We start from the raw sequence: 13,255 nt of genomic DNA, 5'->3' as shown, positions 1-13,255 counted from the left end.
ATTTTTCACATATATAGTGCTAATGATAAAAAACTAAGATACAATGATATTGAACAAAGCATGGAATCGTTTTTATGGAGGAAGTGTATTCATGGCAACAATAAAAGATGTAGCAAAGCTCGCTGGTGTAGCAGTCTCCACTGCTTCTTATGCATTAAACAATAGTAACAAAGTGAGTCAAGCTACAAAAGAAAAAGTAGAAGCAGCGGCAAAGACGTTAAACTATAAGAAAAATGGCTTTGCTTCTGATTTAAAAAGGACCAAAACGAATACAATAGCTTTAATACTAAGCGATCTATCTGGTCCATTTTATTCAGAATTAATTCAAGGGGTTCAAGATGTAACTACCGCCAACGGTTTTGACTTAATAGCTTGTAGTTCTATAGGGGGAGCAAATTCAACTGCGACGAAGTTTTTACAGGAAAAGCGGGTAGACGGTGCTATTATACTTGCACACAATATTAGCGATGAAGTAACCTTGCAATCTGCAAGAAAAGGCTTCCCGCTCGTTGTGTTAGATAGGAAATTAGACAGCAACTTTGTTTACAATATTGAAGTCGATAATACACATGGAGGCTACTTAGCGACAGAGCATTTAATACAAAATGGCCATCGTGAAATCGCCTATGTAAGTGGACCTTATAATTCTCATGATAACAACCTTAGGTTTCAAGGGTACATGAATGCTTTAAATGATCACGGAATAGCCTATCAACCAAAGTGGAAAATTATTGGCGATTTCACTCGTGAAGGTGGGTACCGTACAACGAAAATGCTAATCGCACAACGGAAATTTCCACACGCCATATTTTATGCCAATGATGAAATGGCCATTGGCGGTCTAGAGGCACTAAGAGAAAATAACATCTCTGTTCCCGATGATATATCCATTATTGGATTTGACGATATTCAACTTGCTGAATATGTTTCACCGCCATTATCAACAATTAAACAACCAAAATACGAAGCAGGCTCATTAGCTGTACATGTCATCTTCCAGCTTTTAGCTGGGGAAAAAGTTGACCATCATTATACACTATCCACTGAGTTAGTGAAACGACAGTCTGTTAAGCAACGGAAGCTACCTGAGCCTATAACCTAAAAGTTCATTCACGAAAGCCGACTTAAACAACATCCTAAGGCGAACCTTCAATAAGTAGGAGTTTCTTCACCCCCCTTTGAATGTTAGCACCACAAAAATATGACCTAAAGGGCTTTAATAGAATTGGGCATTTGACGTACAATTGGATCTCCTACTTGCTCTCTTGAGTTTCACTTCCCAGGATAGAAGTAAGGTCTTCCTGCCAGTTACTTACTTGATTAAACGAGTTATATCTATAGTATAAAACTAAAACTTTAAATAACATGAGCGTAGATTTTCCTGCGCTCAAATTTCATTCATCACATTATATCGATCACCTATCAGATTTTGGTATCTACTAACACAATTAGTTCCAATCTCTTTTACCAATATCGACTTAAACAATGAATTATCTTGTTTTTATTTATCTCTTTGTTCAGTTTCTTTGTCCCCATGTATTTGTTAATGTGTACTTGAGACTGCCACGAGTGGGCCTATTTCATTGAACCCAATTATTACTAGAACAAAAGCAATCAGCAATATAAACGGATGATTCCACAGCTTTTTACTTTCTACAGATGTTTGTCGTATTACCCACAAAATTAGAATCATAGTCATAAGAAAAATCATAAACATGACTCGAATAAAGGGGTCTTGATAATCCTGCATGATCATCTCTCCTAACATCGCCCCCATCATACTTCCCATCAGACCCGATAATGTTCCATCTAGCACAGCTAGTAAGCTAACTGGGATTCCTGCTAAGCAACCAACTACTATTCCTACTAGCATAGAAATTACTGTTGAATAAAATAAATTCCCCATTAACAAAATGCCAACAATGACTCCAATAGTAAGCCCAACAATCATTCCAAGCGCCATCGCAATCATCATGCCAGTCATGCTTGCAATCCTATCCCGATATATCATTGTAATTCCTATCACAAAAGTCGATAAAATGATAACAGTTACTATTACAATCATTAATGGCATAGTCATTTACATTTCCCCTTTATACTCGTCCTACTTTCAATATATGATTGTACTTCATAAAGATTCGCGTATATGCAAATAAACCATCAGAAAGTACTAATGCCAATAGTTTCCTCCTCTTTTTATACATGTTAAAACTCATTTAAATAAGGTTAAGCCTTCCCCTATGGCGTGATTTTTTTGGTCATCTGCTTTTCTTATTTCATAGTTTTTCAGTTGAATTATTGCTTTGTAATAGAACTGTTACAGTACTTTATAGGTAGTACCAGATTTTAAATAGTTCCATTTTATGTAAATTTTAAAATTACTATATTGTATACATTAAGTGCTTCTATTCCACAATTCAAATAGCAATCTCCTTTTTTTGTAATTCATGTGAGAGCTTTAATCAAACGTTTGTTTAGACTAACCTCTCTACGCACGCTTCGTTTTATAATATTTATCCATATTTAAAACATTTCCGAGAATCATACACCAACTTTTCAAGCTCATGTGGCTTTCTAGTTCATAAGCCCCCAAAAGAATTTGGACAATAAGAGTGCAAATTAATATAATACAAAGTGTCAGGGAGGCTATCATATGAAACGAACAAGACATTCTAAAGAATTTAAAATATAAGTAATCAAAGAAGAGATGGAGACTGGGAAAACATCTGTTGTTGCACGTCGATATGTTCCAAACACGGTGACAAGATAGGTTCGGGAGTACAAAGATGGAAAATATGGTGATATAGAGGTAGCTACTGTTCCAGACCTTGATTCCAAACACCTTACGAATGAAAATGAGCACTTGAAAAAAAGCATTTTAAGAGATCTCATAAAAAAGCAAAACCCCCACTTGCTGAAAAATGGAAGTAGCCGATACATGGATTCAAAAGGGATATGCCATTACATTGGTATTAAAAATATTGAAAATTCCTCGTTCTTATCGAAAGAATTAATCGTGTGAACGAGAAGCAAGTGAGGGAGGGGCGTCCAGCACCAGGCTACTCCATCAACGAGGACGGAAAGAAAATAGCTGGTGAACAGATTAAAGAATTTTTATTAGAGCTTATATCTGGAGAGTGTCACAGTTACGAAAATCTCAAATTAACTGTTATTCTTCGCCGTCAGTACACGCCAATCATTAATAAAAATAAGGTGTGGTGTATCGTCTCTGTAAAGAACTAGATATCTCTTACGTCCTCAAAGAAGGAAAAGAGTTTCACATCCTAGAAATTGGCACGAAATCATACCATTACGGAATCCAACCAACTTTAGGAGGCAGATATAAAATATGGATATATTTATGGTGAAGGTTGATTCCTGTTTGTCTTTTCCATTATCGATATTGGCGATAGATCCATCGTTGATTACCATATAGGGCTGCGTTGTGGGGCTAAAGATGCCGTACAGATAAATGGCCCACAGTTTATTTCTAACACATTTGAAGACTATTGTGCTATAGAACATGAACGAATACCGCCAAAAATGCCAAATATGAATGCACATATTGAATCATTCCATCGGATTATGGAAGATGATTGTATGTCCCGATTCGAGTTTGCAACCTATGGAGAAGCGTATGAAGCGATTACAGATTTTATGGACTTTTACAATCATCGACGTATTCATCAAGCATTGATGACTTAGCACCAAATGAATTTTATGAGTTGTATAAGGAAAAGAAGATAAACATAAATTAAATACGGGTTTAATCCCCCCTTTTTTCTTCCTTGTGTCCTGCCTTACACAACATGCCAATGCTGGCATGGAATCAAGGGCGAAGCGGAGCAAAGGGCAAAGCCTTTACTCTTGGTGGAATGGTAGCGTTGCTATTATCTTAGAAGGGCAAAAGTGAAGGTAATTCATGAAAAACAGCGAATTTCTAAGTAAAAGTTAGTTTAAGAGTGTTTTTGTCCACAATCAGGGGGTTAATCCGTTTTCGTTTATTATTGATGAAGTAAAAGAGAGTTCTTCAAATGTGAAGGATACAATTATTAAATGGCTAGATAGAGCTTGAAAAGCAATTTATTATCCATATAGATTACGATTGTATTAAAACCAATATAATAGTAATGTTATTACTGCGCTTTGAATTAATAATATTAAGGATGATTTCCATTTGATTTGGTAATTATTTTTTCTTATTATATAAGTTTGAGATATAAAATTAATAATCAACACTATAACCAGGACTAGTAAAAAGCTAAAGTAAAAGGGTAATTTCATAGTAATCATATAGTAGTATCCCTCCACATTTATTTTAGGGCGGGCATGGTGCATGCCCATCCTTTTACTTAAGCACTAATAGATGCTCTTGTAACTCTAAAATTACCGCTACCTAATAATTGTACTGTTAGGTAGGTATTATATTCGTCTAAATATTTTAAAGCTTTAAATTTACCGTGACTACGTACTTCCCATACACTTGGGTCAAGTTTATCTATCCAAGTTTTGTCAGACTCACTATACATTGCGCCAGACAATTTGACATCCTTTGTAGCTCCTTTAATTTTACCTCCACTATATGTAAATTCTCCAGCTAGTCTATGTTCAAAATTCCACCCGGCAGTGTTTTTTACATATGCGTGATATAACTTCTTTCCTGAAGGTTTAGAGGCGAGTAGTTGTACGTCACTATTATTATAAGTATTTGTATCTTTAACCTCAAAACCTAATTCGATAGTTTGATCACTGTTTCCTAGTTTTTCTTCAAGAACAATTTTAGTATCCCCGTTCTCAATTTTTTATTTGCCTCATTTATCATTTTATCGAGGGATTCGTTTACTAACTCAATTTCTTCTTTTGTAGGGTGGGTCAGATTTTCTTTACTTGAAGACTTGCTCGTGTCAGCGAAAGCAACGCTTGGAATGAATAAGACAAATAAAATTGTTATTTTTTTCATTTTCTATCCCTTTTTCGTCTTTTTAAACAAGTACGTTATACAGATTTAATGAAAAAAACACAGTATTTATCTTGATTTTTTTGATAAATATACTAAAAATTAACGTTATAGGGAATTATAATGCTATTTAACATTTTCATAACTTTCCTTGTACACACGATCCATTTCTTTAAGCTGAATGATGTTCTCTATAAAGCGGTCCACCAATGCATGACTCGCTTTTCCATTAAAATGTTGACTGACTTTGGTTAAGATGTTCTGATGTTTTTGGGAAAGTAACCAACCAGCATAACTATGTTCGAAGTGCAATTTTGTAATATCTATATTTCCTTCTAAATCTTGTTTGATTTGCTTCTCTAACGCTTTTTTTGCGCATTGGTTTCCAGGTAATCTTTCCACTAATCACTCATACTACTCATTACCACACCACTCCTATTGACGTATCTGTAACCATTGAGCAAGTATTTGACCCTCTGTTTAAAACCTTTATTCATTTTTTCACGTTATAAGCTATTTCCCCTGTATCATGTTGGCTTTTTTGCAGTTTTTCCAGCAGTTGGTACGCTTGAAAATGAAAAGAGGGTAGAACGGTTGGAAGATTTAAATAGCCCAGCTTTCTCAATATCCGGAGATTACCGTGAGAAGCTGAGAGACAAAGGTATAGACACCACAGGCTTTCACTCCATGGAAAGTGCAGAAGGAACGATGAGCGTGTTCGCCAGTCGCCTTAAAAACGGGCGCAGCTGGTGTGAAAAAGGACTTGATAAATTTATTGACATTATGGTTACCCTAAAAGATAATCTTGAGATTAAGACACACTACAGGGTATGCTTAAACAGACAATGGAAATAGCAGAAAAAAGCAAGAAAGAGAAGCCACCTAAACACTTTGTAAAGAAGTTGAAGGATAGTGCTGTAGAAGCAATCCGGAACAACTTGGGTTATTTAAAAGGGGCTCTTGGAAAACCAGTTACGGCTGCTTTAAAAGGGTTGCGAGGAATTTAAAAAAAGTAAAAGAGCTTTAAAGGATGAAGAAAGGGAAAGCTGAAATCGCTACCAAAAATGGAAGCTGAAACCATGCAAAATAAGGGACTTTAAAAATCTCCCACAAGTACTTGACACAATCGATGAACTCTTATCAGTTGCAATATCTTTTCATTTTGTTTATAATTGATTTATACTTCATATTAGCCCTCCTTGGTTCATTTAAGGGTTCATTTTTGCTGTTTAGCTTTGAACACCTCGTATCATACCAAGGGGGCTTTTTTGTACAATCCTCATTTTGCTTTATTACAGGAATTTTTTCTTATCTTTTAAAAAAATCCTGAAAGGGAGACCTCTCAGGATTTTTGCGTTGGTTTTTATTAATTGGACTTCTTCCAATAAGCAGCCTCTTTGTTAGAACGAATGGGTGGAAATTGGTCTCCACTGCTAAGTTTAATGCTTTTTTCGTCCTCTGTAACTTCACTTTCGTTTCCACCGTTTACTAAACCATCAAATTCGTAAGTTCCGTTTTCTGGTGCTTTTTCTCCTGTTTTGAAACGTTTAGTCATTGTGAAAAACCCCTTTGTTAGAATTTATAATTAGTGTGCGCACATTAATTACATACCCACGCTCAAATCCTATTAAACTACAAATATGCCTTTTTATTGTATTTAATTCTTTTTTCAATTGTTTATAGGATTGGTGATGACGATATCCAAAAGTAGTAGATAATATACTACTTCTTCATTCACTAGAATGTTACCGAACACCAGCGATTGTAGAAAAATACTTGTGGTGCACTAGGCGATATAAAAATCTTGGCTATAACTACATCTTTAGATATTTGAGTTTCTAATAAATTAATCGGAATAATAAAGAATACCGACAAAGAAAATAATAAAAACAATTATAATAAAAAATGACAGCTACAAGCAAAGTAACAATAGTAGTAGCTTTGTAGGAGTTGTGGCAGTTTGTTTTGGCGTACTTCTCCTAATTCTTTTACAGAACGGGACATGATATTCACCTCTCCATAATTTGTTCGTTATTTTTCCATCATAATTGTAGTAGTTATAGTTGTAATGGATGTATTCTTTGTTCTAATTGATGAGTTGGACCAGTAAGTCCATTTAAAAAGCTCCATCTCGTAAAGATCTAGTACTTGTTTTTAGTTTGTAAAAAATAACCTATTCCTCTTAGGGAATGCCTCTGCCTCTTCACTCCGACAGCTTTCTAACAATTTTGCTAGAATGTAAATGGTTCACTCACTTATTTTCTTTGTTCTCTACTCTATCTAACTCATTTAGAAGAGCATCTAATTCTTGAGACACTATTAAAATTTGCGAATCATTTGGATCATTTTTATAAATTTCATACATCTTTTTTCGTAATCTTTCTATCTTCTCATTTAATTGTTTATTATACAGCTTGAAACTTCCTCTCCACTTGAATGTTTAAAATCTATTTTGAGTGTCGGCGAAGAATTGACTTTGCTAAAATCCTATTTCATTCATTATATTAGTAACCTACACGTCTAGTAAGGGAATATACAAAGTTCATCATACAATATAATTATATATTGTGAACGCATTCACGAAAAATGCACAACTTGTCTTTTCGTATAACTTACTCTATTAAGGTAAATATTAGATATCTTAGCAGACAAACTCCAATACAATTTACATCACCGACAAAATATCTTATTACATATAATAGTAGGTATGTCAATCAATCCTACTCATTCATGAAAACAGTTCTTTTATTTCCTATACTTTCCTACTAATCCATATAATACATACCCACCAAGCATATACATTATATTTTGCTTGAAATTTCTTATATTTAAAGCTGGCATTTTTTGTTATATACTGACTGTACAAAATTATTATGGGGTGATTAAGTGAGAGCAATTATAACGAAATGTCGGTTATGTGAAGTTCCAATGGAATTAAACCCATTTTCATTTTGTCCTACATGCCTTGAAGACAGAGAGAAAATTATCCACTATATTATGGAACACCCCCAGTCTTCGATTAAACAAATAGCAAAATCCACGCAAATATCTTTAGCTAAGGTTAATAAATTAACCTCGTTGAAGCTTTCTCATAATAAAAACTGAACTACAAGACTTCTTCTTTTTCCCTACTTTTACCATATATGTATTTTCAACCTTATTTTAACGAACTATCAAAATTAATTACTATAGTAAATCGCTAAATGATAGTCATATACTACTCCTTTTTACAGCAAAAACTATTATATATTTATATTTTGTCACATTTTGTCAAGTTTTGTTAACTCCTTTTGTATGTATAGTGGTACAATAGGAAATGGATATAAAAGTTAATGTTTAGGAGGCTTTAAAATGGAGAAGGTAGCAGTAGTTACAGGATCCGCAGAAGGCTTAGGAAAGGGTATTGCACATCGCTTATGTAAAGACGGGTTCAAAGTAGTCATACACGATATTAATGAACCAGTTTTAAACGAAACGGTGAAAGAGCTTAAAGAAAGTGGATTTGACGTCATTGGCGTTGTAGGAAATGTCGCCAAGCGAGAAGATCAGTTTAATTTAGTAAAAGAAACAGTGGAACATTTCGGCAGATTAGATGTATTCGTTAATAACGCCGGTGTTGACACCGTTACACCATTCTTACAAATAGAGGAAGAAGAGCTAAACCGCTTATTCCAAATCAATGTAAATGGAACTGTATTCGGTACCCAAGCAGCTGCAAAACAATTTATCAAACAGGAAACGAAGGGTAAAATCATTAATGCCTGTAGTATTGCTGGTCACGAATCATACGAAATGTTAGGCACTTATTCAGCTACAAAACATGCTGTAAGATCTTTTACACATTCATCAGCAAAAGAACTTGCTAAACACCAAATTACTGTTAATGCATACTGCCCTGGTATAGCAAAAACAAAAATGTGGGATAGAATTGACGAAGAAATGGTGAAACATAGCGATAACTTAAAACCAGGTGAAGCTTTTGAACAATATTCTTCTGCAATTGCATTACAACGTTACCAAACCCCAGAAGATGTTGCGAATTTAGTTTCATTCCTAGCTTCAGATGACTCTGATTATATTACAGGTCAAACTATTCTAACAGATGGTGGACTTGTTTATAGATAAAGTAAAGTAACACCAAATCGGTACATTTGGTCAAATAGAATAAAATCTGCTGGTAACGACTAGCAGGTTTTATTTTAATTCCTACGATAGCAGCTTGTCAAAATAACCTTCCCTCTAATCATTAAATGGGTTTAGAAAAACAGACTGCTTCTATAACATTACCTATAAGGTATGCAGGGCTATACTATTCGTACCAATGATTTTTTAACAAATTCATCCATGTATTTTTTGAAATTAGTATTAAAATATTACGGATTTGCGGATGATAAAAAAACCCTCAAACAGTAAGAGTTCTTATTATCCTCCCACTGATTGTTAGAGGAACGAATCGGGTATTTAGTGTTGTTAACTCACTCTTAGATTTTGGCAGTGCAGATTATCCAACTACTGAAGTCGGAGTCTTACAACACATTATATGCATGATAAAAATACTATTGTTCAATAAAAATAAGGATTATTTCCTTTTAACAGCGAGAAATAGCATTATTATTTATTAAAAAATTATTTTTTCAAAAAATAGCGTTTATTTTGTTCAATCGTTTATAGTTTGATCATTCAGTGGAAGCCCCTTTCCACATATTGGATTACACTACATTATTCCATGCTTAATAATCTAGTTGCCGCAAACTTAAAATTATTTCCTCTTTACTATTTTTCTTCAGCTTGTATTTCCTCAACTTACTTTCAATCGTTTTTGCTTCGTTTGGCTTATTACTAAATTTATTAGCTATTTGATAAAATAACTCACCTAAAATATTGCTAGTCCCAGCTGATCCTAGCTCAAAGCCCAATGTTCCTTTCTCTGAAAGTGAGTGCCCTGTCAATGACATCACTTCATTTTTAAAGTCATCTTTAATTAATATTTGGGGTGCATTATTTTTCAAAGCCAGTAGCAAATCATCTATATTGGCAGCCACAAACATTTTAAATAAACCTCCCTTCATCCTTTGCAAGTTTATGTTACATAAACAACATATTCACCTATGTGGATTACATTAACATCAAAAATTATCTATGATATCACTTTCATTATACCATAATATTCCTTAATTTTCCTAGTATAACCATATTTTTTACCATTAATTAAGCCATTATAAAATTAAATAACCTCCTCTCTCTACCCAAAATTCCTCTTGCAGTATTTTTCATTCACAGGGAATCGAGTTGGAGTTCTTTCATTAAATCTAGACACTTTTGAGAATGACTCACAATAGTGCTAATCACTAGTTCAATTTATGTTAAGTTAAGTTAGAGATTTAACTCAGATTGTCAAAGCCTTAACGCAATCGCACGGACTCACATTTAAACATAGTAGTATTTGCAAAATTATAAAAGCTTTATTGTTAATAAGTTTTTCTCTACAGCCTTTTTATATTAACGCTCAAGCCTAATATGTTAAATCCCATTAAACATCCAACTTGCACCACCAGAAAATTTAACAATTCCTCTTTAATCCATCAGTACTTTGGAGCTGAGACCATTTCTTCATCGATCTTAATAAATAATTGTAAAAACCCTCAGGAAGACTCATTGTAATCCTCACCAACTTTTATATACTTAATAATATATATTACCATTTTTATACAATTATACAATGTTTTAACTTGAAGCTAATTGGTAATATATACAAATTATAGAGAGGGAGTGAGTTTTTATGTTAAGAGTTTCACGTTCAAGGACATTGGTTTTTATAAGTAGTATTTTTATCGCATTTATTATTATGTTGGTATTTTCAAATGAAGTATCTGCTCATGGCTATGTCGATTCCCCTAAAAGTAGAGCATTGCTCTGCAAAGAAGGAACTAATAGTGGTTGTGGAGCAGTAACTTATGAGCCACAAAGTGTAGAGGGACCAGGTGATTTTCCTAGTGTAGGAGCACCTGATGGAAAAATCGCAAGTGGCGGCAGCAGATTTTTTGAACTTGATCAGCAGTCACCTACCCGTTGGGCAAAAAATCCGATAAAAAGCGAAATGAATACATTTACTTGGACAATAACCGCCCCCCACGCTACAGAGAAATGGGACTATTATATTACAAAAGAAGGTTGGGATCCTAATCAACCGTTAAAGCGTTCTGATTTAGAATTATTCTGTAGCGTAAATGATGGCGGAAAAGTTCCGGGATTCAAAGTAAGTCATAACTGCTCTGTACCAAAACGTACCGGTTACCATGTCATCCTCGCCTATTGGGAAATCCAAGATACTACTAATGCTTTTTATAGTGTTATTGACGTTGATTTCGGCGGTAATTCTAATATTCCTACTGAACCGCCAGCTGATTCTGATAAAATTCCTACTTGGGATCCTTCCCAAGTATATGTAAGCGGAAATAAAGCTTCTTATAATGGAAGCATTTACCAAGCAAAATGGTGGGTAAAAAACGAAAAGCCTGACCAATCTCCAGCCTGGGAATTAATAAGCGAAGGTTTATCTGATAAGACTGCTGAAGATAACCGCATACTTCCTTGGGATCCGAATAAAATATATCTTTCTGGTGATAAGGTAGTTTACAATAACATTGTTTATCAAGCCAAATGGTGGACGCAAGGAAATACCCCCGATTCTAATATTGTTTGGGAAATTTCAGCATAGTAAAACATTAGCATAATCACAAAATAGCAGTCCCATAATGAACTGCTCCTCCATTGTTAGACATAATTCTAATAATTTGAGGAGCAGTTTTTTAGTTCCATTCAGCAGTATTGAAGAAGTATTCAAAACGAATCAGCTTCGTTTCTATTATATGATAAAGTTGTTCACTAAAATATGTTTGGAAAAAAGTAACTATCTAAACTTAGATAATGCTGGTCATGTACCTCCTATGCTCATTATACAATTAATAAGCTAATGCGCCTAATAGGCAAGAATTTAAAAATTCTTTCTGCTATAATTCAAGGTGTCGAACCAAATTAAGCATTCCTTATTAATTTACTTTTGAAAGGAAGTAACATATGTCAGTCAGAGGAAAAAGCATCAATTTGTATTTAATGGATGGAAGCCCAAACGGAAGGATAAAATGCACATTAGCGAATTGGACTGGGATTGCTTATAAAATTCCTCGTCCTGATCTAGAAAAATGTAAAAACAGAGAAGATTTAAGTCAAAGTGGGGTTTACTTTTTGTTTGGAATGTCAGATATAAATAATAAAAATAATGCATATATTGGACAAGCTAGCACAAGAAAAAGTGGTGAAGGTATTTTATCCCGCTTATTTGAACATAAAAGAGATCCTAAAAAAGATTATTGGACAGAAGCTGTTGTATTTACAACGTCTAATAATTCATTCGGACCTACTGAAATCAGTTATTTAGAAAATCGCTTTTGTAGATTAGCTAGACAGGTAGATAGATATATTATAAGAAACGATTACGATCCAGCTAGTGGAAACATAACTGAAGAAAAGGAAAGCGAACTAGAAGAATTTATTGACTATGCAAAAATTATAATGGGGACATTGGGACATAAAATTTTTGAACCACTTACCCAATCGTCAATAGTATCAAATAAATTCGTAAATGGAGAAAAGACATATTATTTACACAGAACAATCCGAAGAAGTAATAAAACAATTAAAGCTATATGTAAACAAACCAGAGAAGGTTTTGTAGTTCTTAAAGGAAGTCAAATAGAGATTAGCGATTCTAATAGAATACCGCGTAAAATTAAGGAAGTAAGAAAAAATGCTCAGGTTGACAAGAATGGAGTTTTACAAAAAGACATGCTGTTTAACAGTCCTTCTTATGCTGCTAGCTTTGTAATTGGAGGTCATGCCAATGGACTTATAGAATGGAAGACTGAAAGTGGATTTACTTTGAAGGAAATTGAAAATAATAGTAACTACTAAAAGCATGTTAGCCGCACCTATTTTCCATAATATCCCATGTAAAACCGCATGGCCTTACATTTCGAGTAGCGGCGTTTTCTCCTTGTTATTAAATGGCAGGCTTCCCGACCCTGCCTAATCTCTCTAATGAGACAAACCAATATGTCAGCTTACATAACACTAAACTTTTAATCTTTTTTCATCTATCCGGATACTTAAAACTTAGTTTTTTTCCAACCTTCAAATCCATGTTCCGTGGTTTAAGTTAAAACGGTTCTATGTCAAATGTTGGGGTGGAGTGAGATGGAATCTCACCTACCCAACATGACTTCCAATTTTTTTATACTT

Annotated in this window: 15 protein-coding genes; 8 read left to right on the top strand and 7 right to left on the bottom strand. The window is 34.1% G+C overall.

Features of this window, described 5'->3' with window-relative positions:
- Nucleotides 1-91 precede the first annotated feature (91 nt).
- Nucleotides 92-1,102, top strand: coding sequence for a LacI family DNA-binding transcriptional regulator (locus tag D1839_RS14325; protein WP_120380625.1), 1,011 nt, complete (start codon nucleotides 92-94; stop codon nucleotides 1,100-1,102).
- A 441-nt stretch (nucleotides 1,103-1,543) separates the two neighbouring features.
- Here D1839_RS14325 and D1839_RS14320 read toward each other — a convergent pair whose 3' ends face one another.
- On the bottom strand, nucleotides 1,544-2,080 hold the full coding sequence (locus D1839_RS14320) for a hypothetical protein (protein WP_120380624.1): 537 nt from the start codon (nucleotides 2,078-2,080) through the stop codon (nucleotides 1,544-1,546).
- 938 nt (nucleotides 2,081-3,018) lie between these two features.
- Here D1839_RS14320 and D1839_RS14315 point away from each other — a divergent pair.
- Together D1839_RS14315 and D1839_RS20875 are read left to right on the top strand one after the other, a co-directional pair.
- Nucleotides 3,019-3,243, top strand: a complete 225-nt coding sequence (locus D1839_RS14315) for a hypothetical protein (RefSeq protein WP_120380623.1) — start codon at nucleotides 3,019-3,021, stop codon at nucleotides 3,241-3,243.
- A 135-nt stretch (nucleotides 3,244-3,378) separates the two neighbouring features.
- Nucleotides 3,379-3,705 carry an integrase core domain-containing protein gene (locus D1839_RS20875; protein WP_330585543.1) on the top strand — a complete coding sequence of 109 codons (327 nt, stop codon included), beginning with the start codon at nucleotides 3,379-3,381 and terminating at the stop codon, nucleotides 3,703-3,705.
- 647 nt (nucleotides 3,706-4,352) lie between these two features.
- Here the strand turns inward: D1839_RS20875 and D1839_RS14305 are convergent.
- From D1839_RS14305 to D1839_RS14295, 3 genes are all read right to left on the bottom strand, one after another.
- The gene (locus D1839_RS14305; RefSeq protein WP_120380621.1) at nucleotides 4,353-4,541 is read right to left on the bottom strand and encodes a hypothetical protein; all 189 of its coding nucleotides are present in this window, start codon (nucleotides 4,539-4,541) and stop codon (nucleotides 4,353-4,355) included.
- Between the two features lie 215 nt (nucleotides 4,542-4,756).
- The gene (locus D1839_RS14300; RefSeq protein WP_120380620.1) at nucleotides 4,757-4,960 is read right to left on the bottom strand and encodes a hypothetical protein; all 204 of its coding nucleotides are present in this window, start codon (nucleotides 4,958-4,960) and stop codon (nucleotides 4,757-4,759) included.
- Nucleotides 4,961-5,083: 123 nt separating this feature from the next.
- The gene (locus D1839_RS14295) at nucleotides 5,084-5,359 is read right to left on the bottom strand and encodes a hypothetical protein (protein ID WP_120380619.1); all 276 of its coding nucleotides are present in this window, start codon (nucleotides 5,357-5,359) and stop codon (nucleotides 5,084-5,086) included.
- Nucleotides 5,360-5,413: 54 nt separating this feature from the next.
- Between D1839_RS14295 and D1839_RS14290 the strand changes: the two genes are divergently transcribed.
- A complete protein-coding gene (locus D1839_RS14290) occupies nucleotides 5,414-5,812 on the top strand; it encodes a UPF0236 family transposase-like protein (RefSeq protein WP_120380618.1) in 399 nt (132 codons plus the stop codon).
- Nucleotides 5,803-5,964: a hypothetical protein gene (locus D1839_RS14285; protein WP_158589670.1), complete on the top strand. Its 162-nt coding sequence runs from the start codon at nucleotides 5,803-5,805 to the stop codon at nucleotides 5,962-5,964. The genes D1839_RS14290 and D1839_RS14285 overlap by 10 nt, the downstream gene beginning before the upstream one ends.
- Before the next feature lie 359 nt (nucleotides 5,965-6,323).
- Here D1839_RS14285 and D1839_RS14280 read toward each other — a convergent pair whose 3' ends face one another.
- Together D1839_RS14280 and D1839_RS21350 are read right to left on the bottom strand one after the other, a co-directional pair.
- Complete coding sequence (locus D1839_RS14280) at nucleotides 6,324-6,512, bottom strand: YjzC family protein (protein WP_120380617.1); 189 nt, start codon at nucleotides 6,510-6,512, stop codon at nucleotides 6,324-6,326.
- A 696-nt stretch (nucleotides 6,513-7,208) separates the two neighbouring features.
- Entirely contained in the window at nucleotides 7,209-7,343 is a 135-nt protein-coding gene (locus D1839_RS21350) for an aspartyl-phosphate phosphatase Spo0E family protein (RefSeq protein WP_442970616.1), read from the bottom strand.
- Nucleotides 7,344-8,308: 965 nt separating this feature from the next.
- On the opposite strand from D1839_RS21350, the gene D1839_RS14270 reads away from it, so the two are divergent.
- Entirely contained in the window at nucleotides 8,309-9,082 is a 774-nt protein-coding gene (locus D1839_RS14270) for an acetoin reductase (protein WP_120380615.1), read from the top strand.
- Nucleotides 9,083-9,687: 605 nt separating this feature from the next.
- Here D1839_RS14270 and D1839_RS14265 read toward each other — a convergent pair.
- Complete coding sequence (locus tag D1839_RS14265; protein ID WP_120380614.1) at nucleotides 9,688-10,005, bottom strand: hypothetical protein; 318 nt, start codon at nucleotides 10,003-10,005, stop codon at nucleotides 9,688-9,690.
- Nucleotides 10,006-10,736: 731 nt separating this feature from the next.
- Between D1839_RS14265 and D1839_RS14260 the strand changes: the two genes are divergently transcribed.
- Both D1839_RS14260 and D1839_RS14255 read left to right on the top strand, forming a co-directional pair.
- The gene (locus tag D1839_RS14260; protein ID WP_120380613.1) at nucleotides 10,737-11,675 is read left to right on the top strand and encodes a lytic polysaccharide monooxygenase; all 939 of its coding nucleotides are present in this window, start codon (nucleotides 10,737-10,739) and stop codon (nucleotides 11,673-11,675) included.
- Between the two features lie 359 nt (nucleotides 11,676-12,034).
- Complete coding sequence (locus D1839_RS14255; protein WP_120380612.1) at nucleotides 12,035-12,928, top strand: GIY-YIG nuclease family protein; 894 nt, start codon at nucleotides 12,035-12,037, stop codon at nucleotides 12,926-12,928.
- Nucleotides 12,929-13,255: the final 327 nt, after the last annotated feature.

It is taken from the genome of Roseburia sp. 1XD42-34, assembly GCF_009917385.1.
Classification (GTDB): domain Bacteria; phylum Bacillota; class Bacilli; order Bacillales; family Amphibacillaceae; genus Virgibacillus.
Note: the sequence above shows the minus strand (reverse complement) of the source record. Positions and strands in the feature narration are given on the sequence as shown.